Annotated in this window: 22 protein-coding genes; 10 read left to right on the top strand and 12 right to left on the bottom strand. The window is 54.9% G+C overall.

Annotated elements, in window-relative coordinates; translation table 11 throughout:
- Window positions 1-21 precede the first annotated feature (21 nt).
- The 4 genes from gyrB to dnaA all read right to left on the bottom strand — a co-directional run bounded on the left by gyrB (window position 22) and on the right by dnaA (window position 6185).
- Window positions 22-2433 carry a DNA topoisomerase (ATP-hydrolyzing) subunit B gene (gene gyrB, locus L462_RS04550; protein ID WP_032679286.1) on the bottom strand — a complete coding sequence of 804 codons (2412 nt, stop codon included), beginning with the start codon at window positions 2431-2433 and terminating at the stop codon, window positions 22-24.
- A 28-nt stretch (window positions 2434-2461) separates the two neighbouring features.
- Window positions 2462-3535, bottom strand: coding sequence for a DNA replication/repair protein RecF (gene recF, locus L462_RS04555; RefSeq protein WP_032679285.1), 1074 nt, complete (start codon window positions 3533-3535; stop codon window positions 2462-2464).
- A 147-nt stretch (window positions 3536-3682) separates the two neighbouring features.
- Window positions 3683-4783, bottom strand: coding sequence for a DNA polymerase III subunit beta (gene dnaN, locus L462_RS04560; RefSeq protein ID WP_032679284.1), 1101 nt, complete (start codon window positions 4781-4783; stop codon window positions 3683-3685).
- 4 nt (window positions 4784-4787) lie between these two features.
- Window positions 4788-6185 carry a chromosomal replication initiator protein DnaA gene (gene dnaA, locus L462_RS04565; RefSeq protein WP_020882755.1) on the bottom strand — a complete coding sequence of 466 codons (1398 nt, stop codon included), beginning with the start codon at window positions 6183-6185 and terminating at the stop codon, window positions 4788-4790.
- A 600-nt stretch (window positions 6186-6785) separates the two neighbouring features.
- On the opposite strand from dnaA, the gene rpmH reads away from it, so the two are divergent.
- The 9 genes from rpmH (at window position 6786) to L462_RS04600 (ending at window position 14305) form a co-directional block, all read left to right on the top strand.
- Window positions 6786-6926, top strand: coding sequence for a 50S ribosomal protein L34 (gene rpmH, locus L462_RS0123790; RefSeq protein WP_000831330.1), 141 nt, complete (start codon window positions 6786-6788; stop codon window positions 6924-6926).
- Window positions 6927-6942: 16 nt separating this feature from the next.
- Entirely contained in the window at window positions 6943-7302 is a 360-nt protein-coding gene (rnpA, locus tag L462_RS04570; protein ID WP_014172301.1) for a ribonuclease P protein component, read from the top strand.
- On the top strand, window positions 7266-7523 hold the full coding sequence (gene yidD / locus L462_RS24655) for a membrane protein insertion efficiency factor YidD (RefSeq protein WP_001307474.1): 258 nt from the start codon (window positions 7266-7268) through the stop codon (window positions 7521-7523). The genes rnpA and yidD overlap by 37 nt, the downstream gene beginning before the upstream one ends.
- 2 nt (window positions 7524-7525) lie before the next feature.
- Window positions 7526-9169, top strand: a complete 1644-nt coding sequence (yidC, locus tag L462_RS04575) for a membrane protein insertase YidC (protein ID WP_014172300.1) — start codon at window positions 7526-7528, stop codon at window positions 9167-9169.
- Window positions 9170-9241: 72 nt separating this feature from the next.
- Window positions 9242-10606 (top strand): tRNA uridine-5-carboxymethylaminomethyl(34) synthesis GTPase MnmE, encoded by a 1365-nt coding sequence (gene mnmE / locus L462_RS04580; protein ID WP_032679283.1) that lies wholly within the window; start codon window positions 9242-9244, stop codon window positions 10604-10606.
- Between the two features lie 111 nt (window positions 10607-10717).
- A complete protein-coding gene (locus tag L462_RS04585; protein WP_020882757.1) occupies window positions 10718-11893 on the top strand; it encodes an MFS transporter in 1176 nt (391 codons plus the stop codon).
- Window positions 11862-12833 carry an HTH-type transcriptional regulator YidZ gene (gene yidZ, locus L462_RS04590; protein ID WP_032679282.1) on the top strand — a complete coding sequence of 324 codons (972 nt, stop codon included), beginning with the start codon at window positions 11862-11864 and terminating at the stop codon, window positions 12831-12833. Before L462_RS04585 ends, yidZ begins: the two co-directional genes overlap by 32 nt.
- Window positions 12834-12955: 122 nt before the next feature.
- The gene (locus L462_RS04595) at window positions 12956-13702 is read left to right on the top strand and encodes a 4'-phosphopantetheinyl transferase family protein (protein WP_014172296.1); all 747 of its coding nucleotides are present in this window, start codon (window positions 12956-12958) and stop codon (window positions 13700-13702) included.
- A 36-nt stretch (window positions 13703-13738) separates the two neighbouring features.
- Entirely contained in the window at window positions 13739-14305 is a 567-nt protein-coding gene (locus L462_RS04600) for an NADPH-dependent FMN reductase (protein ID WP_020882759.1), read from the top strand.
- 87 nt (window positions 14306-14392) lie between these two features.
- Here the strand turns inward: L462_RS04600 and L462_RS04605 are convergent, their stop codons facing one another.
- Window positions 14393-15730 (bottom strand): NCS2 family permease, encoded by a 1338-nt coding sequence (locus L462_RS04605; RefSeq protein WP_138614807.1) that lies wholly within the window; start codon window positions 15728-15730, stop codon window positions 14393-14395.
- A 165-nt stretch (window positions 15731-15895) separates the two neighbouring features.
- Between L462_RS04605 and yieH the strand changes: the two genes are divergently transcribed.
- The gene (gene yieH, locus L462_RS04610; RefSeq protein ID WP_014172293.1) at window positions 15896-16561 is read left to right on the top strand and encodes a 6-phosphogluconate phosphatase; all 666 of its coding nucleotides are present in this window, start codon (window positions 15896-15898) and stop codon (window positions 16559-16561) included.
- Between the two features lie 84 nt (window positions 16562-16645).
- Here the strand turns inward: yieH and phoU are convergent, their stop codons facing one another.
- The 7 genes from phoU to glmU form a co-directional block, all read right to left on the bottom strand.
- Window positions 16646-17371 (bottom strand): phosphate signaling complex protein PhoU, encoded by a 726-nt coding sequence (phoU, locus tag L462_RS04615; protein WP_008500182.1) that lies wholly within the window; start codon window positions 17369-17371, stop codon window positions 16646-16648.
- Between the two features lie 14 nt (window positions 17372-17385).
- Entirely contained in the window at window positions 17386-18159 is a 774-nt protein-coding gene (gene pstB / locus L462_RS04620) for a phosphate ABC transporter ATP-binding protein PstB (protein WP_014172291.1), read from the bottom strand.
- 47 nt (window positions 18160-18206) lie between these two features.
- The gene (gene pstA, locus L462_RS04625; RefSeq protein ID WP_014172289.1) at window positions 18207-19097 is read right to left on the bottom strand and encodes a phosphate ABC transporter permease PstA; all 891 of its coding nucleotides are present in this window, start codon (window positions 19095-19097) and stop codon (window positions 18207-18209) included.
- Window positions 19097-20056, bottom strand: coding sequence for a phosphate ABC transporter permease PstC (gene pstC / locus L462_RS04630; RefSeq protein WP_014172288.1), 960 nt, complete (start codon window positions 20054-20056; stop codon window positions 19097-19099). Before pstC ends, pstA begins: the two co-directional genes overlap by 1 nt.
- A gap of 80 nt (window positions 20057-20136) precedes the next feature.
- Entirely contained in the window at window positions 20137-21177 is a 1041-nt protein-coding gene (pstS, locus tag L462_RS04635) for a phosphate ABC transporter substrate-binding protein PstS (protein ID WP_014172287.1), read from the bottom strand.
- Between the two features lie 321 nt (window positions 21178-21498).
- On the bottom strand, window positions 21499-23328 hold the full coding sequence (gene glmS / locus L462_RS04640; protein ID WP_032679281.1) for a glutamine--fructose-6-phosphate transaminase (isomerizing): 1830 nt from the start codon (window positions 23326-23328) through the stop codon (window positions 21499-21501).
- Window positions 23329-23556: 228 nt separating this feature from the next.
- On the bottom strand, window positions 23557-24927 hold the full coding sequence (gene glmU, locus L462_RS04645; protein WP_032679280.1) for a bifunctional UDP-N-acetylglucosamine diphosphorylase/glucosamine-1-phosphate N-acetyltransferase GlmU: 1371 nt from the start codon (window positions 24925-24927) through the stop codon (window positions 23557-23559).
- Between the last annotated feature and the right edge of the window lie 17 nt (window positions 24928-24944).

Raw genomic sequence — 24944 nt, 5'->3', positions numbered from 1 at the left:
TGACTTGCGGTGTAACCACCCTTAGATATCGATATTCGCCGCTTTCAGGGCGTTCTCTTCGATAAAGGCACGACGTGGTTCAACCGCATCGCCCATCAGGGTTGTGAACAGCTGATCGGCTGCAATCGCGTCTTTAACGGTCACGCGCAGCATACGACGGCTTTCCGGATCCATGGTGGTTTCCCACAGTTGATCCGGGTTCATTTCACCCAGACCTTTATAACGCTGAATAGACAGACCACGACGGGACTCTTTCACCAGCCACTCCAGCGCCTGCTCGAAGCTTGCTACCGGCTGACGACGTTCACCACGTTCGATAAACGCATCGTCTTCGATAAGACCACGGAGCTTCTCACCCAGCGTACAGATACGGCGATATTCCGGACCGGTCACAAACTCGTGCTCCAGGGGGTAATCGGTATCAACGCCGTGAGTACGCACGCGCACAATCGGTTCGAACTGCTGCTGAGCGTTCTGCTGGACATCAAACTTCCACTGGCTGCCGTGCTGCTCTTTCTCGTTCAGCTCGGTTACCAGGGTGTTCACCCAGCGGGTAACAACCTGTTCATCGCTCAGTTCGGCTTCCGTCAGGGTTGGCTGATAAATCAGCGCCTTCAGCAGCGATTTAGGATAACGACGCTCCATACGACCAATCATTTTCTGTGCCGCGTTAAACTCGGACACCAGACGCTCCAGCGGCTCACCGGCCAGTGCAGGGGCGTGAGAGTTCGCATGCAGGGTCGCACCATCAAGCGCGATCGCGATTTGGTACTGATCCATCGCTTCGTCGTCTTTGATGTACTGTTCCTGTTTGCCTTTCTTCACTTTGTACAGCGGTGGCTGTGCAATGTAGACGTGGCCACGTTCAACAATTTCTGGCATCTGACGATAGAAGAAGGTCAACAGCAGCGTACGGATGTGCGAGCCGTCGACGTCCGCATCGGTCATGATGATGATGCTGTGGTAGCGCAGTTTGTCCGGGTTGTACTCGTCACGGCCGATGCCGCAACCGAGCGCGGTGATCAGCGTTGCCACTTCCTGAGAAGAGAGCATCTTGTCGAAACGGGCCTTCTCTACGTTGAGGATTTTACCCTTCAGCGGCAGGATAGCCTGATTCTTACGGTTACGGCCCTGCTTCGCAGAACCGCCCGCGGAGTCCCCTTCCACGAGGTACAGTTCGGACAGCGCCGGGTCGCGTTCCTGGCAGTCAGCCAGTTTGCCTGGCAGGCCAGCTAAATCCAGCGCGCCTTTACGACGGGTCATTTCACGGGCTTTACGCGCCGCTTCACGGGCACGTGCCGCATCGATAATTTTGCCAACCACGATTTTCGCGTCTGACGGGTTTTCCAACAGGTATTCGCTCAGCAGTTCGTTCATCTGCTGTTCAACCGCCGATTTCACCTCAGAAGAGACCAGCTTGTCTTTAGTCTGAGAGGAGAACTTCGGATCCGGTACCTTCACGGAGACAACCGCAATCAGGCCTTCACGGGCATCATCACCGGTGGCGCTGACTTTCGCTTTCTTGCTGTAGCCTTCTTTGTCCATGTAGGCATTCAGGGTACGGGTCATCGCCGCACGGAAGCCCGCAAGGTGAGTACCGCCGTCACGCTGTGGAATGTTGTTGGTGAAGCAGTAGATGTTTTCCTGGAAACCATCGTTCCACTGCAGCGCCACTTCCACGCCAATACCGTCTTTTTCGGTAGAGAAGTAGAAGATATTCGGGTGAATGGGCGTTTTGTTCTTGTTCAGATACTCAACGAACGCCCGGATACCGCCTTCGTAGTGGAAGTGGTCTTCTCTGTTGTCGCGTTTGTCACGCAGACGAATCGAGACACCGGAGTTCAGGAACGACAGTTCACGCAGGCGTTTCGCCAGAATCTCATATTCGAACTCGGTAACGTTGGTGAACGTTTCAAGACTCGGCCAGAAACGCACCATGGTACCGGTTTTGTCGGTGTCACCCGTAACAGCCAGCGGTGCCTGCGGCACGCCGTGCGTATACAGCTGACGGTGAATTTTGCCTTCGCGCTGGATAACCAGCTCCAGTTTCTGCGACAGGGCGTTAACCACGGACACACCTACACCGTGCAGACCGCCGGAAACTTTATAGGAGTTATCATCGAACTTACCGCCTGCGTGCAGAACGGTCATGATAACTTCCGCAGCCGATACGCCCTCTTCCGGGTGAATACCGGTTGGGATGCCACGACCGTCATCGGTGACGGAGACGGAGTTGTCCGCATGGATCGTGACCACGATGTCTTTACAGTGACCCGCGAGCGCTTCGTCGATAGCGTTATCTACCACCTCGAATACCATGTGGTGCAGACCGGTGCCGTCATCCGTGTCGCCGATATACATACCCGGGCGCTTACGCACCGCATCCAGCCCTTTCAGGACTTTGATACTGGAGGAGTCATAAGAATTCGACATCAACGTTTCTCGCTCATTTCAACTTGGGTTAATCCGTTATTTTACCCTTTTCCACGGTAAACATCTTCGAATTTTCGTCCGACATGTCTATAACGTGTTCAGCGCTAATCGCACTGACGAAAACCTGTGACTGCGTGGCTTTTAAGCGGCTGGCAAGCAGCCCGCGCCGCGCGTCGTCAAGTTCCGAGGCAAAATCATCTATCAGGTACAGGCAGCGTCGCCCGCTCTCGCGGGTCAAAAACTCTCCCTGCGCCAGGCGCAGCGCACACATCAAAAGCTTGAGCTGCCCACGCGACAGCGTGTCTTCCACCGGCGCACCGTCGGCACGAATGCGGAAATCCGCCTTGTGCGGGCCATGTGCGGTGTAGGTCAGCATGCGGTCGCGCTCGAAATTTCTCTCTAACACTTCGGCATAATCTGTCTCTTTCTCCCAGCCGCGCTGGAAGGAGAAGGTGAGAGAGAATTCAGGTAAAAACTGTTTGCAGGTGTCGGCCATATCGTCGGCGATACCCGCGCTGTATTCGGCACGCCAGCAGCTGATTTGTTCCGCAAGGGGAATTAATTCCTTGTCCCACGGGCGCAGCTGGGCGTAGCGTGTCACCTGGCGCAGTGCAGCGTTACGCTGCTTAAGCAGGCGCTTCAGGTTGCTCCAGGCGTTAAAGAAACCGGCTTCGTTGTGAAAGCATCCCCAGTCAAGGAAAGCTCTTCTGTATTTGGGGCCGCCATTGAGTAAAGTAAACCCCTCCGGCGTAATCAGCTGCATTGGCATCAGCAGCGCGAGCTCAGCCACTTTGTGGCCGTCAGTACCGTCGATACGAACCTTGCTGTCGCCCTGCTTGTCTTTGGTCAGACCGATGGCCGTTTCACGCTCCGCGCCCTGCAAACGCCCGTGCAGAACAAAGGCTTCCTGTTCGTGGCGAATGACGCGGCCAATTTGCAGACTGCGAAACGCCCGTCCATGGCCGAGCGTGTAGATGGCCTCAAGCACGCTGGTTTTGCCGCTGCCGTTCGCGCCAACCAGGAAATTAAAGCCAGGGGATAAAGCGAGATCCGCGTTTTCGATATTGCGGAAATCTTTAATTAAAAGGCGCGTCAGTGACATATCTGGATTTCTTCGGGCCAGGGCGTAATCGGCTCAGCCCGTTTCAACGCGGACTGCACGCAGACCCTGGCGCGTACACAAAGTACGAGACAGGGACGAGCACAGCCCGGGTTGAAAAAGGCAAGTAAGATAGCCCGATAGCGTTCACTACAGCCTCATCGGCATGACAACGTAAGCCGCACTTTGGCTGGCCGCATCTTCAATCTGTACACTCGAAACGGAGTCGGTCAGCAGAATGCGAACGTTCTCGCATTTAAGCGCGTTCAGTACATCCAGCACATAACTGACGTTAAAGCCGATTTCCATCTCAGTCCCGGCATAGGCGACGTCCAGAATCTCTTCTGCCTCTTCCTGCTCCGGGTTGTTGGCGGTGATTTTGATCTGATTTTCGCTCACATACAGACGCACCCCGCGGAATTTCTCGTTAGAGAGAATCGCGGCGCGGGCAAAGGCCTGCTTGAGGCTGTCGCAACCGGCTTCCAGCGTTTTGTCCGGGTTCTTCGGCAATACGCGGCGATAATCCGGGAAACGACCGTCAACCAGCTTCGATGTGAAGACAAAATCACCCACGTGAGCACGGATGTTATTGCTGCCGATCTGCACGCGCAGTGGCGTATCACCACCGTCGAGCATACGCATCAGCTCAATCACCCCTTTACGCGGTACGATCACCGAATGGTTTGGCAGCGAGTCGCCAATGGGCATGGAACAGACTGCCAGTCGGTGACCGTCGGTAGCCACGGTACGCAGCTCTTCACCTTCGGTTTCGAACAGCATGCCGTTTAAGTAGTAACGAACGTCCTGATGCGCCATTGAGAACTGCGTGGCTTCAATCAGACGCTTCATCGTTGCCTGCGGCAGGGTGAATTCAACTTCACTCTGCCAGTCGTCCAGGTTCGGGAAGTCCGCGGCAGGCAGCGTGGAGAGCGAGAAACGGCTACGGCCAGAGCGCACCAGCATACGGTCGCCTTCCAGCTGCACGGCAATTTCAGCGCCTTCCGGCAGCCCGCGGCAGATATCAAAGAATTTACGTGCCGGAACAGTGGTCGCGCCCGCTTCATGCGGCTGAGACAGCGTAACGCGCGCGATCATTTCCATTTCCAGATCTGTGCCGGTCAGCGACAGCGTACCGTCCGCGACCTGAAGCAGCAGGTTTCCGAGAATTGGCAGCGTTGGGCGGCCACCTAATGGGCCACTCACCTGTTGCAGCGGTTTTAATAAATGTTCACGTTCAACGGTAAATTTCATAGCGTCACGATGATAATGTTCTGATTAAATTGGAAAAATCTTCTTTTATGTCGTGGCTTTCTTCGCGTAACTGCTCAATCTTACGACAAGCGTGCAGCACGGTCGTATGGTCACGGCCACCAAACGCATCGCCGATCTCCGGCAGACTGTGGTTGGTTAACTCCTTTGCCAGCGCCATCGCCATCTGACGCGGACGCGCCACCGAGCGGGAACGACGTTTAGACAGCAAATCTGCCACTTTGATTTTGTAGTACTCGGCCACCGTCTTTTGAATATTGTCGATAGTGACCAATTTTTCCTGCAGTGCCAGCAAATCGCGCAGCGCTTCACGCACAAAATCGATGGTGATCGCACGGCCGGTGAAGTTGGCATTGGCAATCACGCGGTTCAGTGCCCCTTCAAGCTCACGGACGTTGGAGCGCAGACGCTTGGCAATAAAGAACGCCACTTCACCCGGCAGGCGAATGTCGTTTTCATCAGCTTTCTTCATCAGGATCGCGACGCGGGTTTCCAGTTCCGGTGGCTCGATCGCCACGGTCAGGCCCCAGCCAAAACGGGATTTCAGACGATCTTCAACGCCGTTGATCTCTTTTGGATAACGATCCGACGTCAAAATGATCTGCTGATTACCTTCCAGCAGCGCATTAAAGGTGTGGAAAAACTCTTCCTGGGATCGTTCTTTGTTGGCAAAGAACTGGATGTCATCGATAAGCAGTGCGTCAACAGAACGGTAGTAGCGTTTAAACTCTTCGATCGCATTGTTTTGCAGGGCTTTTACCATGTCCTGAACGAAGCGCTCGGAGTGCATATACACCACTTTCGCATTTGGCTTACGCGCCATAATGCCGTTGCCTACCGCATGCAGAAGGTGCGTTTTACCCAAACCCGTGCCGCCATAAAGGAACAGCGGGTTGTAAGCACCACCGGGGTTATCTGCAACCTGGCGTGCCGCCGCGCGCGCCAGCTGGTTCGATTTACCTTCAACGAAGTTATCGAACGTGTGTTTAACATTGACGTTAGAACGGTAGGTTTGCTCTGCCGGAGCAGGCACGTTGTCCCAGCCCGAACGGGTCGCCGGAAGGGCGCGCGGTGCCGGCGCGGGGGCTGCCTGAGCAGGTATTGCCACATTTACCGTTTCACGCACGGTCTGCGTGACCGGTTTTGTTCCCACTTCAAAGCGTAGCTGTGGCGCATCGGATCCGCAGAAATCATTCAGCAGTCCATTGATGTTATTAAGGTATTTATCCCTTACCCAATCGAGCACAAAACGGTTTGGCGCATACAAAGCCAGCGTGTTATCGCTCAGTTCCGCCTGCAAGGGGCGGATCCACATACTGAATTCTGTGGCTGGTAACTCATCCTGCAATCGGGCAAGACACTGCTGCCAAAGCGAAAGTGACACGGCGGACTCCACTCGAACAATAAAAGAAAACTATTGAATATTCATGATTGTTGGCGCACATCGACATGACCCTGTGCAAAAGGGTGATGTGCGAACCGCTATCTGCGGTTATACCCGGCCAGGATCGCTGGATCCCGATCGGGACCGCGGATCATAGCCTAAACTGAGCCAGAGATCTTCTGTTTCTCACAGATTCTTCCCGATTTATCCACAGGAAGATCGGAAACCGGGTAAGTGTAAACGATCCTGGGGCGAGTACCCTACGATTTAGCCCGCATATTGGAAAAATTAATGAGCACAGACAATTTCTTGCTTAAATGATCTAACGAAGATCCGGGACGATCCTTGCGCTTTGTTTGGGAGGCCGTATAATCCTCGACCCGGCGCGTGATGCTCATCTTCCTGCGTCGTCCGTTGCTCATTTTCCACGCGAAAACGTGCGGAAATACGCGGGAAATAAGGAAAGAGAATTGACTCCGGAGTGTACAATTATTACAATCCGGCCTCTTTAATCACCCACGCTGAGGCGTTAGTCGTTCGAAACTCGTTCGGGTATACGCAAAAGTCAGTGAATTTATTCAAGTTTAGGTAGAAATCGCCATGAAACGCACTTTTCAACCGTCTGTACTGAAGCGCAACCGTTCTCACGGCTTCCGTGCTCGTATGGCTACTAAAAATGGTCGTCAGGTTCTGGCACGTCGTCGTGCTAAAGGCCGCGCTCGTCTGACCGTTTCCAAGTAATAAAGCTAACCCCTGAGTGGTTAAGCTAGCATTTCCCAGGGAGTTACGTTTGTTAACTCCCACTCATTTCACTTTCGTCTTCCAGCAGCCACAACGGGCTGGCACGCCGCAAATCACCATCCTCGGCCGCCTGAATTCGCTGGGGCATCCCCGCATCGGTCTTACTGTCGCCAAGAAAAACGTTAAGCGTGCGCATGAACGCAATCGGATTAAACGTCTGACGCGTGAAAGCTTCCGTTTACGTCAGCACGAACTGCCTTCAATGGATTTCGTGGTGGTGGCTAAAAAAGGGGTTGCCGACCTCGATAACCGTGCTCTCTCGGAAGCGTTGGAAAAATTATGGCGCCGCCATTGTCGCCTGGCTCGCGGGTCCTGATAGCCCTCATTCGGGTCTATCAACGCCTGATTAGTCCGCTACTCGGGCCGCACTGCCGTTTCACGCCAACATGCTCAAGCTACGGAATTGAGGCATTGCGCAGGTTTGGAGTGATAAAAGGCAGTTGGTTGACGGTGAAACGCGTATTAAAATGCCACCCTTTACACCCAGGTGGAGACGATCCCGTCCCGCCAGGACCCTTTGATACCAGAGAACACTAACGATGGATTCGCAACGCAATCTTCTTATCATCGCTTTGTTGTTCGTGTCTTTCATGATCTGGCAGGCATGGGAGCAGGATAAAAATCCTCAACCCCAGCAGCAGACCACGCAGACTACGACCACCGCAGCGGGTAGCGCCGCCGACCAGGGCGTACCGGCCAGTGGCCAGGGGAAACAGATTACGGTTAAGACCGATGTGCTTGAGCTGACTATCAACACCCGTGGTGGTGATGTTGAGCAGGCGCTGCTGTTGACCTACCCAAAAGAGCTGAAGTCTAACGAACCGTTCCAGTTACTGGAAACCACGCCTGAGTTTATCTACCAGGCCCAGAGCGGCCTGACCGGTCGTGATGGCCCGGATAACCCGGCTAACGGTGCGCGTCCACTGTACAACGTCGAGAAAGAGACCTTCGTACTGGCTGATGGTCAGAACGAAATCGCTATCCCGATGACCTACACCGACGCCGCGGGCAACACCTTCACCAAAACCTTCACCCTGAAACGCGGTGAATATGCGGTGAACGTGGGCTACAGCGTTCAGAACACCGGTGCGAAACCGCTGGAACTGTCGACCTTTGGTCAGCTGAAGCAGTCCATCAATCTGCCGTCTCACCGTGACACAGGAAGCAGCAACTTTGCGCTGCATACCTTCCGTGGCGCGGCGTACTCCACGCCTGATGCGAAGTACGAGAAATACAAATTCGACACCATTGCCGATAACGAAAACCTGAACGTCAGCGCTAAAGGCGGTTGGGTGGCAATGCTGCAGCAGTATTTCGCCACTGCGTGGGTGCCAACGAACGACGGTACTAACAACTTCTATACCGCGAACCTGGGTAACGGTCTTGCAGCCATTGGCTACAAATCTCAGCCGGTTCTGGTACAGCCGGGTCAAACCGGTAAGCTGGCAAGCACCCTGTGGGTCGGTCCAGAAATCCAGGACAAAATGGCTGCCGTTGCGCCGCACCTGGATCTGACCGTGGACTACGGCTGGTTGTGGTTCATCTCTCAGCCGCTGTTTAAGCTGCTGAAGTTCATCCACAGCTTCCTGGGTAACTGGGGCTTCTCCATCATCGTTATCACCTTCATCGTACGTGGCATCATGTACCCGCTGACTAAAGCGCAGTACACCTCCATGGCGAAGATGCGTATGCTGCAGCCGAAGATTCAGGCAATGCGTGAGCGTCTGGGCGATGACAAACAGCGTCAGAGCCAGGAGATGATGGCCCTGTATAAAGCAGAGAAAGTGAACCCACTGGGTGGTTGCTTCCCGCTGCTGATTCAGATGCCAATCTTCCTTGCGCTGTACTACATGCTGATGGGTTCCGTTGAGCTGCGCCACGCGCCGTTCGCCCTGTGGATCCATGACCTGTCTGCACAGGACCCATACTACATCCTGCCGATCCTGATGGGCGTAACGATGTTCTTCATCCAGAAGATGTCGCCGACCACCGTGACCGACCCGATGCAGCAGAAGATCATGACCTTTATGCCGGTCATCTTCACCGTGTTCTTCCTGTGGTTCCCGTCAGGTCTGGTGCTGTACTATATCGTCAGCAACCTGGTGACCATTATCCAGCAGCAGCTGATTTACCGTGGTCTGGAAAAACGTGGCCTGCATAGCCGCGAAAAGAAAAAGTCCTGATTCGGTAAGTTAACGCTAAAATAAGGGCGGTCGATTGACCGCCTTTTTTATTTGTATTGAACGAGACCAACCATGAGCCATAACGACACTATCGTCGCCCAGGCAACCCCACCGGGACGCGGTGGTGTAGGCATTCTGCGTATCTCCGGCCTGAAGGCCCGCGAGGTCGCCGAAGCGGTGCTGGGTAAACTGCCAAAGCCGCGCTACGCTGATTATCTGCCGTTTAAAGACACTGACGGCACGCCGCTGGACCAGGGCATTGCGCTGTGGTTCCCGGGCCCGAACTCCTTTACCGGAGAAGACGTGCTGGAGCTGCAGGGCCACGGTGGCCCGGTCATCCTCGACCTGCTGTTAAAACGCATTCTGACGCTGCCGGGCCTGCGCATTGCAAAGCCAGGTGAGTTCTCCGAGCGTGCCTTCCTGAACGACAAGCTCGACCTCGCACAGGCAGAAGCAATTGCTGACCTGATCGACGCCAGCTCCGAGCAGGCAGCCCGCTCCGCACTGAACTCGCTTCAGGGCGCATTCTCGGCGCGCGTGAATCATCTTGTGGAAGCACTTACTCACCTGCGCATCTATGTCGAAGCGGCTATCGATTTCCCGGATGAGGAGATCGACTTCCTCTCTGACGGTAAAATTGAAGCTCAGCTGAATAGCGTGATGGCCGATCTCGATGCGGTGCGTGCCGAAGCACGTCAGGGTAGCCTGCTGCGCGAGGGGATGAAGGTCGTGATTGCGGGCCGCCCTAACGCCGGTAAATCGAGCCTGCTCAACGCCCTGGCGGGCCGTGAAGCGGCGATCGTCACCGACATCGCCGGTACCACCCGCGACGTGCTGCGTGAGCATATTCATATCGACGGTATGCCGCTGCACATCATCGACACGGCAGGTCTTCGCGACGCCAGTGACGAAGTAGAGCGCATCGGTATCGAACGTGCCTGGCAAGAGATTGAGCAGGCTGACCGCGTGCTGTTTATGGTGGACGGTACCACGACCGATGCCGTTGATCCGGCGAACATCTGGCCCGACTTTATTGCCCGCCTGCCGGCAAAACTGCCGATCACCGTGGTGCGTAACAAAGCGGATGTGACCGGCGAAACGCTGGGTATCAGTGAAGTGAATGGCCACTCACTTATTCGCCTGTCGGCCCGTACCGGTGAAGGCGTTGACGACCTGCGCAACCATCTCAAACAGAGCATGGGCTTTGATACCAGTATGGAAGGCGGCTTCCTTGCGCGCCGTCGTCACCTTCAGGCGCTGGAAGACGCGGCACGCCACCTCGATCAGGGGAAAGCGCAGCTACTTGGCGCATGGGCGGGTGAACTGCTGGCGGAAGAGCTGCGTCTGGCGCAGCAAAATCTGAGTGAGATAACCGGCGAATTTACCTCGGACGATCTGCTGGGACGGATTTTCTCGAGCTTCTGTATCGGCAAGTAATTACCGCTGATGAAGGGTGATTTCCTCCCGGGAAATCACCTTTGTCCAAATGGCAACTCGCCTAATCCCTTTTATCCCCCTATTCTGCTTGCCTGCATCTATGGGGGGTTTATGGCTCGTTTTCTGTTTTGTAGTTTTGCGCTGGTTCTGCTCTATCCATCGGGTATTGATATGTATCTGGTGGGGCTGCCGCACATTGCCCGCGATCTGGGTGCCAGCGAGGCGCAGCTGCATATTGCGTTTTCGGCCTATCTCGCCGGGATGGCATCATCGATGGTATTTGCCGGGAAAATCGCGGACAAAGCGGGTCGTCAGCCCGTGGCCATTACCTGTGCCATCATCTTCGCGCTGGCGTCAATGCTCTGCTCCCTGGCCCAGGACAGTACCCTGTTCCTGACAGGACGCTTTATTCAGGGGATAGGTGCCGGTGGCTGTTATGTAGTGGCCTTCGCCATCCTGCGCGATACCTTAAGCGCCCAGCGCCGTGCCAAAGTGCTTTCCATGCTCAACGGTATTACCTGCATCATTCCGGTGATGGCGCCGGTGGTGGGCTATCTGATCATGCTGAAATTCCCGTGGCAGAGCCTGTTCTGGACGATGGCGGCCATGGGTGCGCTGGTCTTTATCCTCTCGATCACGGTGCTGAAAGAGACCCATCCAGGCTCGCAAAACGCAGGCCATACGGCAACCCTTCATCCGGCCGAGACGCTGCTAAACCGCTTTTTCCTGAGTCGCCTGGCCATTACCACACTGAGCGTGGCGGTGATCTTGACGTATGTAAACGTTTCCCCGGTGTTGCTGATGGAGACCATGGGGTTTGATCGCGGTGAGTATTCCACCGTGATGGCACTCACCGCGATGGTCAGTATGGCCGTCTCGTTCTCGACGCCGTTCGCACTGAATATCTTCCGTCAGCGCACGCTCATGCTAACCTCTCAGGTGCTGTTCCTCGCTGCGGGGGGGATTCTGGCGACCACCAGCACACATGCGCTGATGCTGGTAGGGATTACGCTGATTTGCGCCGGCTTCTCCGTCGGCTTTGGCGTGGCGATGAGTCAGGCACTTGGCCCGTTCTCGCTGCGCGCGGGTGTGGCAAGCTCGGTACTGGGTATTGCGCAGGTCTGTGGTTCGTCGCTGTGGATATGGCTGGCGGCGGTCATCGGCCTTAATGCGCTCAATATGCTGATCGGGATTCTGATTGGTTGTAGCATGCTCTGCATCACCTTACTTATGGTCATCCAGCCCGCGGCCCATTATGAAGAAGCCAATCAGCAGTCTCGATCTTAACCTGTTGTTGTGTCTGCAGCTTTTGCTGCAGGAGCGCAGCGTAACCAAAGCCGCGAAACGGATGAACGTGACCCCGTCCGCGGTAAGTAAATCGCTGGCGAAACTGCGCGACTGGTTTGACGATCCGCTGTTTGTGAAAACACCGTTAGGCCTGCTGCCGACACCGCTGACGATGAGTCTGGAGCAGGATCTGGCCGACTGGATGCAGATTGGCAATCAGATCCTCGATAAATTCCATCATGACTCCCCGGGCGGGCTGACGTTCGTGCTGGCCGCGGAAACGCCTCTGATGCTGATCCGCTTTAATGCCCTGCTCGAGCAGGTCAATCAGCGCTATCCACAGGCCAGGGTAAAGATGCGCCACTGGGATTACGACTCGGTGGATGCCATTACGCGCGGAGAAGTCGATCTTGGCTTCACGGGCCGTGAAACGCATCCGCGCTCCCGCGAGCTGTTGAAGCTGATGCCGTGGTTTATCGACTACGAAATTCTGTTCAGCGACCGCCCCTGCGTCTATTTGCGCGAAGATCATCCGGCTCTTCAGGAAGAGTGGAACCTGGAGACTTTCCTGCGCTATCCGCATATCAGCATCTTCTGGGAGCGCAGCGACACCTGGGCGCTTGATGAGGTGCTCAGAGAGATGGGACGTGAGCGTAATATCGCCATGAGCCTGCCCGGTTTCGAACAGTCGATGTTTATGGCGGCGCAGCCAGGCCATAACTACATCGCCACGGCGCCACACTACTGCCATCACTATAATCAACTCCACCAGCGTAAGCTGATCGCCCTGCCCATTCCCATTGATGAAGCCCAGGCTGAAAAACTGACCGTTCCTTTCACGCTGATCTGGCATAAACGAAACAGCCATAATCCGAAAATCCTCTGGCTCCGTGAGACAATCAAAGCGCTATATGCCGCTCCAGCGCTTATTTTTGCCTAAGAAAATGTAAAGTTGGGTGCTCAGGCTTCTCTTACTCCCATTTACTGATTAAAACAGAAGGCAAGTTAAGCGATAATCATGTAACCGTTTAACCGAATACGACCATTATCAAGGAGCGAAAAATGGCAACGCACTTTGCAAGAGGGATACTGACAGAGGGACATCTCGTATCGGCCAGAATTTCATCCGCGTGTCACCAGGAAGCACGTAAACTGCCGGAGCATCGCCGGACGCGGTTTTTGGCATCCCGCGCGCTTCTCGCTGAGCTGATGTTCATGCTGTACGGCACCAGTGAACTGCCGGATATCCTCACCCAACCTGAAGGCCGCCCGGTCTTTGCCGACCCGGAGCTGCCGCGTTTCTCCATTGCCTACACGGGCAATATCATTGGCGTCGCGCTCACCACTGAAGGGGATTGCGGCCTGGACATGGAGCTTCAGCACGCAACCCGCGGCTTCCACGGCGCGAACCCGCACGATGACTACCCGCTTTCCAGTAATGAAAAGCTGTGGGTGCGTAACCAGAACGATCCCATCGAGGCCAGAGCTCAGCTCATTACCTTACGCCAGAGCATTCGAAAGCTCTGTGGCTGTGCATCAGACGACGCCAGCCTGCTGCAATTGCTTCCAGGCTCCGGACGTCTGCGTTCCGCTAAAGCCACGCTGGTAGAGGCGCTCAGCGATGCCGAAGACGTACTGATTTGGTCCATCGCGGTGACCCCCGCCATCGAACGATTGAAAATCTGGGAATTTGACAGTCAACACGGATGGAGTAGCCTTCCGGATGTGCCCGAGCGAGCCAACGAACCCGCCGCGCGCCTGATGAGATTAACCAGTTTACCGGCAGAAAAAGCATATACCCTTAGCTGATCCATTCAGGGTCATCATGATGAAACAGGAGTAATCATGTCTGATACGTTGAAAGTTGTTACGTTACTGGGAAGCCTGCGCAAAGGTTCATTTAACGGGATGGTTGCCCGCACGCTGCCTCAGCTGGCACCGGCAGGTATGGACATTAGCGCCCTGCCATCGATTGGCGACATTCCGCTTTACGACGCGGATGTGCAGCAGGAAGAAGGGTTTCCACAGAGCGTAGAAGCGCTTGCAGAGCAGATCCGCCAGGCAGACGGCGTGGTCATTGTTACGCCTGAATATAACTACTCCGTCCCGGGTGGCCTGAAGAACGCCATTGACTGGTTATCCCGTCTCCCGGAGCAGCCGCTGTCGGGTAAACCGGTGCTGATCCAGACCAGCTCTATGGGCGCGATTGGCGGGGCACGCTGCCAGTACCATCTGCGTCAGATCCTGGTCTTCCTGGATGCGATGGTAATGAACAAACCGGAATTTATGGGGGGCGTGATTCAGAACAAGGTCGACCCGCAGACGGGTGAAGTGGTGGATCAAAGTACGCGTGACCATCTTTCTGGCCAACTGACCGCGTTTGGTGATTATATTAAGCGAGTGAAAGCTTAAACGTAGCCTGACCCCCTCACTCTGGCCCTCTCCCACAGGGAGAGGGCGCAAACACAAAAGCCCTTTTCGACGAAAAGGGCTTTCTGTTTATTTGGCATCAATAAAAACAATCTTCAGCACAAACAGCAGCGCCACAATGATGACGCACGGGCTGAGGTCGCGGAAGCGACCGGTACCAATCTTCATGACGCAGTAGGAGATAAAGCCCAGCGCGATACCTTCGGTAATCGAGAAGCTAAACGGCATCATCACCGCGGTAATAAACGCAGGCACCGCTTCGGTTAAATCATCCCACTTCACGCGCGACAGGCTGGAGGTCATTAACACCCCCACGTAGATCAGCGCGCCGGCTGCTGCATACGGAGGCACCATGCCCGCCAGCGGCGACAGGAAGATCACCAGCAGGAACAGGATACCCACCACAACCGCCGTCAGACCGGTACGGCCACCCACAGAGACACCTGAAGAGGATTCAATGTAAGCGGTAACAGACGATGTACCGATAAACGCACCGGTGACAGAGGAGACACTGTCAACAAACAGCGCCTGCTTCATGCGCGGGAATTTCCCATTCTCATCCGCCAGGCCGGCTTTGTCGGTCACGCCAATCAGCGTACCGGAGGAGTCAAACAGGTTAACCAGCATGAAGGAGAAAATCACGCCCGCCAGACCCAGGTTCAGGGAGCCTGCCAGATCGACGTGCCCAATGACGGTAGATACGCTCGGTGGCGCGGAGACAATCCCTTTGTACTGCACATCGCCCAGCATCCAGCCCAGCAGCGTGGTGACCACGATGGAAACCAGCACGGCCGCATGAATATTGCGCGAGGCCAGGATAGCGATGATAAAGAAGCCCAGCACGCCCAGCAGCACGTTGTGCGAGGTCAGGTGACCGATGCTCACCAGCGTGTCCGGGTTAGCCACGATAACGCCTGCGTTTTTCAGACCCATCATGCCGATAAACAGACCAATACCGCTGGTAATCCCCACGCGCAGGCTCACCGGAATATTGGCTATCATCCAGTAACGTACGCGGAAAATGGTCAACAACAGCAGGCCAACCGCGCCCCAGAAGATAGCGCCCATGCCGACCTGCCATGGCAGACCCATCGCCTGGACGACCACGAACGCGAAGAAAGCGTTCAGGCCCATTGCCGGGGCCAGCGCCACGGGCAGGTTAGCGAACACGCCCATCAGGATACTGCCCAGCGCAGCGATCAGACAGGTGGTCACGAAGACGGCGCTGGTGTCCATGCCAGCAACGCCAAGAATTTGTGGGTTAACAAAAACGATATAGACCATCGTCAGGAAGGTGGTGAAACCGGCGATCACTTCGGTGCGTGCCGTTGTGCCGTGCTCACGCAGTTTAAACACGCGCTCAAGCAGACCCTGACCAGATGTCTGGGTAGTGTGTTGTTGACTCATCATCAATTTCCGAACAAGGAGGGAAAATTCGTCGCTATCCTATACCAAAATGCGACAATAGTGGCGGTTACAAGATACTTTTTTCATTGATTTTGCTTATACGGCAACGATTGCGTCTCATTAAACTGCCGTACGTAAACGTTAAACTTGTAAAAAGGGAAAGGCATGTCCGGAATTGAAGCGGTATTTTTCGACTGCGACGGTACGCTGGTCGACAGTGAGGTCATTTGTTCCCGCGCGTATGTGACCATGTTCAGGGAATTTGGCATTACGCTGGATCTCGAAGAGGTGTTTAAACGCTTTAAAGGTGTGAAGCTCTACGAGATCATCGACATCATTAACGAAGAGCACGGTGTGGATCTGGCGAAAGCAGATCTGGAGCCGGTCTACCGCGCCGAGGTCGCACGCCTCTTCGACTCCGAACTGGAGGTCATTGCCGGGGCGAATGCGCTTCTGGATGCGATGACGGTGCCCATCTGCGTGGTCTCGAACGGTCCGGTCAGCAAAATGCAGCACTCGCTGGGTAAGCTTGAAATGTTGCACCACTTCCCGGAAAAACTGTTCAGCGGCTACGATATCCAGCGCTGGAAGCCAGACCCGGCGTTGATGTTCCATGCAGCAAAAGCGATGAACGTTAACGTGGCGAACTGCATTCTGGTGGATGACTCTTCTGCGGGAGCGCAGTCGGGGATTGATGCGGGTATGGAGGTGTTTTACTTCTGCGCCGATCCGCACAACAAACCGATCGATCATCCAAAAGTGACGACCTTCACCGATCTGGCGCAGCTGCCAGAATTGTGGAAGGCTCGCGGGTGGAATATTACTCGCTAAAAAAAGCCGGATAGCGCTGACGCTTATCCGGCCTATAAGGCTCGCAGGCCCGGTAAGCTCAGCAGCACCGGGCATGTTAGCGCATCACTCTTTCGGATCTTTACCCGCCAGCAGCTTGTCCAGCTCATCGCCGCCAACGTGACGGAAATCCTGTCCTTTCACGAAGTAGAAGATGTATTCGCAAATGTTCTGGCAACGGTCACCGATACGCTCGATTGAGCGCGCGCAGAACAGCGCGGTCAGGACGCTTGGGATCGTACGGGAGTCTTCCATCATGTAGGTCATCAGCTGACGCACGATGCCTTCATACTCCTGGTCGACCTTTTTGTCTTCACGGTAGATACGTACCGCTTCGTCCAGATCCATACGCGCAAAGGCATCCAGTACGTCATGCAGCATCTGCACGGTATGACGACCCAGCGACTCGAGGCTCACCAGCAGTGGCTGGTGCTGCTGAGAGAATTTCTCCAGCGCGGTGCGGCAGATTTTATCTGCAACGTCACCAATACGCTCCAGCTCGGCGATGGTTTTGATGATCGCCATAACCAGACGCAGGTCGCTCGCCGTTGGCTGACGCTTGGCGATAATACGCACGCAGGCTTCATCAATGGCGACTTCCATCATATTGACGTTTTTATCACCTTCGATAACGCGCTTTGCCAGCTCGCTGTCCTGGTTGTGCATCGCGGTAATGGCATCGGAAAGCTGCTGCTCAACCATGCCACCCATGGTCATCACCTGAGTGCGAATACTTTCCAGCTCTGCGTTGAACTGGCCTGAAATGTGTTTGTTAAGATTGAGATTGTCCATAGCGCGCTCCTGAATCAACCGTAACGACCGGTGATATAGTCTTCTGTTTGCTTTTTAGCGGGCTTGGTGAACAGATCGTCCGTATTACTGAACTCAATCAACTCGCCCAGGTACATAAACGCCGTGTAATCGGAACAACGCGCAGCCTGCTGCATGTTGTGGGTCACGATAACCACGGTGTAATCCTGCTTCAGCTCGGTGATCAACTCTTCAATACGGCCGGTTGAGATCGGGTCCAGAGCTGAACACGGCTCATCCAGCAACAACACTTCCGGGCGAATGGCGATACCACGCGCAATGCACAGACGCTGCTGCTGACCACCGGAGAGAGAGTAACCGCTCTGGTGCAACTTATCTTTGGTTTCGTTCCATAATGCGGCCTTGGTCAAAGCCCACTGAACGCGCTCATCCATATCCGTACGGGAGAGCTTTTCAAACAGACGTACGCCAAAGGCGATGTTGTCATAGATGGACATCGGGAACGGCGTCGGTTTCTGGAACACCATCCCGACTTTCGCACGCAGCAGGGCGATATCCTGGCTGTTGGTCAGAATGTTATCGCCGTCCAGGATGATTTCACCTTCGGCACGCTGCTCCGGATAGAGCGAATACATTTTGTTAAAGGTACGCAGCAGCGTGGATTTACCACAGCCAGACGGACCGATAAATGCCGTGACCTGGTTCCTGGCGATATCCAGGTTGATGTTCTTCAGGGCATGGAATTTGCCGTAGTAGAAGTTCAAATCACGAACCTGAATCTTACCCGGGGCAGTATCAACCATACTCATTGACTCATTTCCTCATTCGGCGCCGCGATCTGCCGCGCCGTAAAAATTTAACCGTGTTTCTGCTTCGCGAAAATGACGCGCGCCAGAATGTTCAGCAACAGTACGCAAAGGGTAATGATCAGCACCCCGGCCCAGGCCAGCTGCTGCCATTCCGCGAATGGGCTCATCGCAAATTTAAAAATCGTCACCGGCAGGTTGGCGATCGGCTGCATCATGTCCGTACTCCAGAACTGGTTGGAGAGGGCAGTAAACAGCAGCGGCGCCGTTTCGCCTGCAATACGGGCAATGGCCAGCAGGATACCGGTCATGATCCCGGAGACGGAGGCTTTCAGCGTAATCGCAGAGATCATTTTCCACTTCGGCGTGCCCAGCGCGTAAGCCGCTTCACGCAGGCTATCCGGCACCAGTTTCAGCATGTTCTCGGTGGTACGAATGACGATAGGTACCTGCAGCAGCGCCAGCGCAATCACGCCGGCCCAGCCGGAGAAGTGTTCCATCTGCGCCACCACAATGGTGTAAACAAACAGACCGACCACGATAGACGGCGCAGACAGCAGGATGTCGTTAATGAAACGAATCACCTCTGCCAGCCAGGATTTACGCCCGTACTCCGCCAGATAAATCCCCGCCATAATGCCAAGCGGTGTACCAACTACCGTCGCCCAGAGGATCAGCAAACCGCTTCCCGCCAGGGCATTCGCCAGGCCGCCGCCCGCCGTATTTGGCGGCGGCGTCATCTCGGTGAACAGTGAAAGCGACATCCCGTCGATGCCGCGCACAACGGTCGAGAACAGGATCCAGACCAGCCAGAACAGACCGAACGCCATCGTTGCCATTGAGAGCGTCAACGCAACGCGGTTTTTGAAACGACGCTTCGCCTGCATTTTGCGACGGGATTCCGCCAGCGCAGTGGTGCTTTGCATTTCGAGAGTTGCCATTAGCGTGCCCCCTCATTTTTTGCGAGACGCAGGATCATCAGCTTGGAGATCGCCAGCACAATGAAGGTAATCACAAACAGGATCAGGCCCAGTTCCATCAGCGCCGCGACGTGCAGCCCGGATTCCGCTTCGGCAAATTCATTCGCCAGTGCGGAAGTAATACTGTTACCCGGCATGTAGAGGGAGGCGCTGTCGAGCTGGTAGGTGTTACCGATAATAAAGGTCACCGCCATGGTTTCACCCAAAGCACGGCCTAAACCCAGCATGACGCCGCCAATCACCCCATTTTTGGTGAACGGAAGGACGATGCGCCAGATAACTTCCCAGGTGGTGCAGCCGATGCCGTAGGCCGACTCTTTCATCATCACCGGGGTTTGTTCGAAGACATCGCGCATTACCGCCGCAATGTACGGAATAATCATAATGGCGAGGATCACCCCCGCAGCCAGAATACCGATACCGAAAGCCGGGCCAGAGAACAGGGTGCCGACAAACGGAATGGCGGAGAGAACATTACCCACCGGTTCCTGGAAGTACGTTGCGAACAGGGGAGCAAAGATAAACAGGCCCCACATGCCGTACACGATACTTGGAATAGCGGCCAGCAGTTCAATGGCGATACCCAGTGGACGACGCAGCCAGCCCGGCGCCAGTTCCGTCAGGAACAGGGCAATACCAAAGCTCACCGGCACCGCAATCAGCAGGGCGATAAACGACGTCACCAGCGTGCCGTAAATCGGCACCAGCGCACCGTAGATATCGTTCGGCGCATCCCACTCTTTGGTCCACAGGAAGGAGAAACCGAATTTCTGGATGCTCGGCCAGGAGGAGAAAATCAGGGACACGATAATGCCGCCCAGCAGCAATAGCACAATCAGCGCAGCCAGTTTGACCAGCGCGCTGAAAATCATGTCACCTTTTTTACCCGGAGGGTTAAATGCAGGCTTTGTTGCAGCCATAAATCACTCTTCTGTTAAACGCGTTTACGAAATCGGCGGGTAGCGCGAGCGCCACCCGCCATTTTCGTCAGAATACTAAATTAATACAATGCTTTACCGCTGCTGTCTTTCACGTTGGTTTTCCATGCAGCGCGAATCTGCTCAACCACGTTGTCCGGCAGGGTGGCGTAATCCAGCGCGTTAGCCTGTTTGCCGCCGTTTTTGTACGCCCAGTCGAAGAACTTCAACACTTCAGCGCCCTGCTCAGGTTTCTTCTGCTCTTTGTGAACCAGAATGAAGGTGGTAGAGGTGATTGGCCACGCACCATCGCCTTTCTGGTTAGTCAGATCCTGAGCGAAGGATTTGCTCCAGTCAGCGCCTTTTGCAGCGTTAGCAAAGTTCTCTTCAGTCGGGCTGACTGGCTTGCCATCGGCAGAAACCAGTTTGGTGTAGGACAGGTTGTTCTGCTTAGCGTACGCATACTCTACATAGCCGATAGAACCAGGCAGACGCTGTACGAACGCGGCGATACCGTCGTTACCTTTACCACCCAGACCGGTTGGCCAGTTAACGGTAGAGCCGGAACCGACTTTAGATTTCCACTCTTCGTTCACTTTCGCCAGGTAGCTGGTGAAAACGAAAGAGGTACCGGAACCATCTGCACGACGAACCACTGCGATGTTCTGCGAAGGCAGTTTGACACCCGGGTTCAGTTTGGTGATGGCTTCGTCATCCCATTTTTTGATTTTACCGAGGTAGATGTCACCCAGGGTTTTGCCGTCCAGGACCAGCTCGCCTGATTTCAGGCCTGGAATGTTAACGGCCAGCACAACACCACCGATAACGGTCGGGAACTGGAACAGGCCTTCCTGCGCCAGTTTGTCATCAGACAGTGGAGCGTCTGATGCGCCGAAATCAACGGTATTCGCGGTAATTTGTTTTACGCCACCGGAGGAGCCGATACCCTGATAGTTAACCTTGTTACCGGTTTCTTTCTGGTAGGTATCCGCCCATTTGGCATACACCGGCGCAGGGAAGGTTGCACCAGCGCCAGTCAGGCTTGCTTCTGCAAATACAGAGAACGCGCTCAGAGATAAGGTCGCGGCGACAACAGTTGCGACAGTGGTACGCATAACTTTCATAATGTCTCCTGCAAGATTTTCGTAAATCGTTGTTTAGTGGCTACGATGAGCAAAATAGGACAAACAGGTGACAGATAAATGTACGAATTATGACAGTTTTATGACAATGAAAATTTAGCTTAAATATCAGTAAAAATTCATTTAATTATCATCTAGTTAACCACTTACATGACAGCAAGTTTTCAGAAATATTTTCTTTATGTGACACTGAAAAAAGTAGCTGAAGATGACAGATTGTCATAAATAAAAATGCGGATGGGTTGATTAAAAACAAACCAGGAAGGGTAAAAAAGCTCCACCCGAAGGTGGAGCCTGAGGGGATTATTCTACGGTGACCGATTTCGCCAGGTTACGTGGCTGGTCAACGTCAGTGCCTTTGATCAGCGCGACGTGATAGGCCAGCAACTGCAGCGGAACGGTGTAGAAGATAGGGGCAATCACCTCTTCCACATGCGGCATATCGATGATGTGCATATTGTCGCTGCTCGCAAAGCCGGCGTCTTTATCGGCGAAGACGTACAGTACACCACCGCGGGCGCGGACTTCTTCGATATTGGACTTCAGTTTTTCCAGCAGTTCGTTGTTAGGTGCCACAACGATGACCGGCATGTCTGCGTCAATCAGCGCCAGCGGGCCGTGTTTCAGCTCGCCTGCTGCGTAAGCTTCCGCGTGGATGTAGGAGATCTCTTTCAGCTTCAACGCGCCTTCCAGCGCAATTGGATACTGATCGCCACGGCCGAGGAACAGGGCGTGATGTTTGTCAGAGAAATCTTCCGCCAGCGCTTCAATGCGTTTGTCCTGAGACAGCATCTGCTCAATACGGCTTGGCAGCGCCTGCAGGCCATGAACGATGTCATGCTCAACAGCCGCATCCTGTCCTTTCAGACGCGCCAGTTTCGCCACCAGCATCAGCAGAACGGTCAGTTGAGTGGTAAACGCTTTGGTGGAGGCCACACCGATTTCCGTGCCTGCGTTGGTCATCAGCGCCAGATCGGATTCACGAACCAGCGAAGAACCCGGCACGTTACAGATGGCCAGAGAGCCCAGATAGCCCAGCTCTTTAGAGAGACGCAGCGCCGCCAGGGTGTCCGCCGTTTCGCCAGACTGGGAAAGGGTGATCATCAGGCTATTACGACGCACCGCGGATTTGCGGTAGCGGAATTCTGAAGCGATTTCCACGTCACACGGAACACCGGCCAGGGATTCAAACCAGTAGCGGGAGACCATACCGGAGTTGTAGGAGGTACCGCAGGCCACGATCTGAATATGCTCAACCTTACCGAGCAGCTCATTGGCGTTGGCACCCAGTTCGCTCAGATCCACCTCGCCGTGGCTGATGCGCCCGGTCAGGGTGTTTTTGATGGCGTTCGGCTGCTCGTAAATTTCTTTCTGCATGTAGTGACGGTAAGCGCCTTTGTCGCCTGCGTCGTACTGCAGATTGGATTCGATCTCCGGGCGTTTCACCTGCTCGCCTTTGGTATCGAATACCGTCACGCTGCGACGCGTCACTTCCGCGATATCACCCTCTTCCAGGAAGATAAAGCGACGGGTAACCGGCAGAAGTGCCAGCTGGTCAGAGGCGATAAAGTTCTCGCCCATGCCCAGACCGATAACCATTGGGCTACCGGAACGTGCGGCCAGCAGCGTGGACGGATCGCGTGAATCCATGATTACCGTACCGTATGCACCGCGCAGCTGAGGGATCGCGCGCAGCACCGCTTCACGCAGTGTACCGCCCTGCTCCAGCTCCCAGTGAACCAGGTGAGCAATAACTTCGGTGTCGGTTTCAGAGACGAAGGTATAGCCGCGCGCTTTAAGTTCTTCGCGCAGCGGTTCGTGGTTTTCGATAATGCCGTTATGCACGACCACGATGTGTTCGGACACATGCGGGTGCGCATTGCCTTCAGACGGTTCGCCGTGGGTCGCCCAGCGGGTGTGCGCAATACCCGTGCCACCGTGCAGCGGATGATCTTCCGCAGCCTGGGCCAGCATCTGCACTTTACCGAGACGACGCAGACGGGTCATATGCCCTTCTGCATCCACAACTGCCAGACCGGCAGAGTCGTAACCACGGTATTCCAGACGACGTAAACCTTCGAGAAGGATTTCAGCAATATCACGCTGCGCAACTGCGCCAACAATTCCACACATAGTTTAATTTCCTGATTATGGCGTTATGCCATGCGTTGTCGCTGACCTGTATTTGCCCTTTCCGGGCACCCCGAGCCTTGTAGAGAGTGGGGTTATTGTTATAAGTACTGCCTTTGGGGGGAGGATTATGTTATCCCCTCACCCCATCCCTCTCCCCAGAGGGGCGAGGGCGAAAAACACCGCACCGAACGAGCGCTCTCCTCGCGGGAGAGAGCAGGGTGCAGGTCGTTACTTTTTCTTCACCGGGCGTTTCCAGCCCTGCTTGTGAACCTGCGGCACGCGGCTCAGCACCAGCTCATTGTCGGCAACATCGCGCGTCACGGTCGTCCCGGCGGCAATGGTTACCCCGTTCCCGACCGTCACCGGTGCCACCAGTTGTGTATCAGAACCGACAAACACATCATCACCGATGATGGTTTTAAACTTGTTGGCACCGTCATAGTTGCAGGTGATTGTTCCTGCACCAATGTTCACGTTATCGCCAATCTCTGCATCGCCCAGGTAGGTTAAATGGCCGGCTTTGGAACCTTTGCCCAGACGCGCTTTTTTCATCTCAACGAAGTTGCCAACATGGGCGCCTTCGAGCAATTCAGCGCCAGGGCGCAGGCGTGCGAACGGCCCAATGGTGCATGCCGCGTCCAGATGTGCATCTTCAACCACGCTGTACGGGCTAATGTCGCAGTCGTCACCGATGACGCTGTTTTTGATAACACAACCGGCACCAATTTTGACGCGGTGGCCAAGCGTGACGTTGCCTTCAAGGATAACGTTAGTATCGATTTCAACGTCGCGCCCGTGAGATAAGGTCCCGCGCAGATCGAAACGCGCCGGGTCGCGCAGCATAACGCCTGCCAGGAGCAGTTTTTCAGCCTGTTCGGACTGATAAACGCGTTCCAGGCGGGAAAGCTGAAGGCGGTTATTCACCCCTTCGGTTTCGCTAATCCGTGCCGGATGAACCGCCGCAATCTCACGCCCTTCCTGATAGGCCATAGCGATGATGTCGGTGATGTAGTACTCACCCTGCGCATTATTGTTGTTGAGCTTCGACAGCCAGCGCTTCAGGTCCGCGCCATTGGCAATCAGGATACCGGTGTTGATCTCCTGAATCTGACGCTGTGCGTCGCTGGCATCTTTATGCTCAACGATACCCGTTACGTTACCGTTTTCGCGGGTAATGCGGCCATAGCCGGTCGGATCGTCAAGCACGACGGTTAACAACCCGATACCACCCTGCGGTTTAGCTTCACGCAGGCGGGCAAGGGTGTCGACAGAGATCAGCGGGACGTCGCCGTAAAGCATCAGAATATCTTCGTCATCCGCAAAGAACGGGGCGGCCTGCTGCATGGCGTGTCCGGTCCCCAACTGTTCTGCCTGAAGCACCCAGTTGAGTTTGTCATCGTTCAGCGTCTTTTTAAGCAGATCGCCGCCGTGACCATAGACCAGATGGACCTGACGAGCACCCAGTTCATTAGCGGCATCAATGACATGCTGCACCATCGGCTTTCCTGCCAGCGTGTGCAGTACCTTTGGAAGATCGGAATACATGCGGGTACCTTTACCGGCGGCAAGGATGACCACGCTCATTGTATTGTTCAACATACGCGTCCTGACTGTAA

It is taken from the genome of Enterobacter sp. BIDMC 26, from assembly GCF_000534435.1.
GTDB lineage: Bacteria > Pseudomonadota > Gammaproteobacteria > Enterobacterales > Enterobacteriaceae > Enterobacter > Enterobacter ludwigii.
This window is presented reverse-complemented; position numbering and strand designations above follow the sequence as displayed.

Bases quoted from the DNA above. Each gene is read 5' to 3' on its own strand.
- yidD (WP_001307474.1), top strand. From the start codon at position 7,266: ATGGCGCCGCCATTGTCGCCTGGCTCGCGGGTCCTGATAGCCCTCATT.
- pstC (WP_014172288.1), bottom strand. From the start codon at position 20,056: ATGGCTGCAACAAAGCCTGCATTTAACCCTCCGGGTAAAAAAGGTGAC.
- yieH (WP_014172293.1), top strand. From the start codon at position 15,896: ATGTCCGGAATTGAAGCGGTATTTTTCGACTGCGACGGTACGCTGGTC.
- recF (WP_032679285.1), bottom strand. From the start codon at position 3,535: ATGTCACTGACGCGCCTTTTAATTAAAGATTTCCGCAATATCGAAAAC.
- rpmH (WP_000831330.1), top strand. From the start codon at position 6,786: ATGAAACGCACTTTTCAACCGTCTGTACTGAAGCGCAACCGTTCTCAC.
- phoU (WP_008500182.1), bottom strand. From the start codon at position 17,371: ATGGACAATCTCAATCTTAACAAACACATTTCAGGCCAGTTCAACGCA.
- L462_RS04600 (WP_020882759.1), top strand. From the start codon at position 13,739: ATGTCTGATACGTTGAAAGTTGTTACGTTACTGGGAAGCCTGCGCAAA.
- pstA (WP_014172289.1), bottom strand. From the start codon at position 19,097: ATGGCAACTCTCGAAATGCAAAGCACCACTGCGCTGGCGGAATCCCGT.
- L462_RS04585 (WP_020882757.1), top strand. From the start codon at position 10,718: ATGGCTCGTTTTCTGTTTTGTAGTTTTGCGCTGGTTCTGCTCTATCCA.
- L462_RS04605 (WP_138614807.1), bottom strand. From the start codon at position 15,730: ATGAGTCAACAACACACTACCCAGACATCTGGTCAGGGTCTGCTTGAG.
- L462_RS04595 (WP_014172296.1), top strand. From the start codon at position 12,956: ATGGCAACGCACTTTGCAAGAGGGATACTGACAGAGGGACATCTCGTA.
- yidC (WP_014172300.1), top strand. From the start codon at position 7,526: ATGGATTCGCAACGCAATCTTCTTATCATCGCTTTGTTGTTCGTGTCT.
- pstB (WP_014172291.1), bottom strand. From the start codon at position 18,159: ATGAGTATGGTTGATACTGCCCCGGGTAAGATTCAGGTTCGTGATTTG.
- yidZ (WP_032679282.1), top strand. From the start codon at position 11,862: ATGAAGAAGCCAATCAGCAGTCTCGATCTTAACCTGTTGTTGTGTCTG.
- pstS (WP_014172287.1), bottom strand. From the start codon at position 21,177: ATGAAAGTTATGCGTACCACTGTCGCAACTGTTGTCGCCGCGACCTTA.
- dnaN (WP_032679284.1), bottom strand. From the start codon at position 4,783: ATGAAATTTACCGTTGAACGTGAACATTTATTAAAACCGCTGCAACAG.
- glmU (WP_032679280.1), bottom strand. From the start codon at position 24,927: ATGTTGAACAATACAATGAGCGTGGTCATCCTTGCCGCCGGTAAAGGT.
- mnmE (WP_032679283.1), top strand. From the start codon at position 9,242: ATGAGCCATAACGACACTATCGTCGCCCAGGCAACCCCACCGGGACGC.
- gyrB (WP_032679286.1), bottom strand. From the start codon at position 2,433: ATGTCGAATTCTTATGACTCCTCCAGTATCAAAGTCCTGAAAGGGCTG.
- glmS (WP_032679281.1), bottom strand. From the start codon at position 23,328: ATGTGTGGAATTGTTGGCGCAGTTGCGCAGCGTGATATTGCTGAAATC.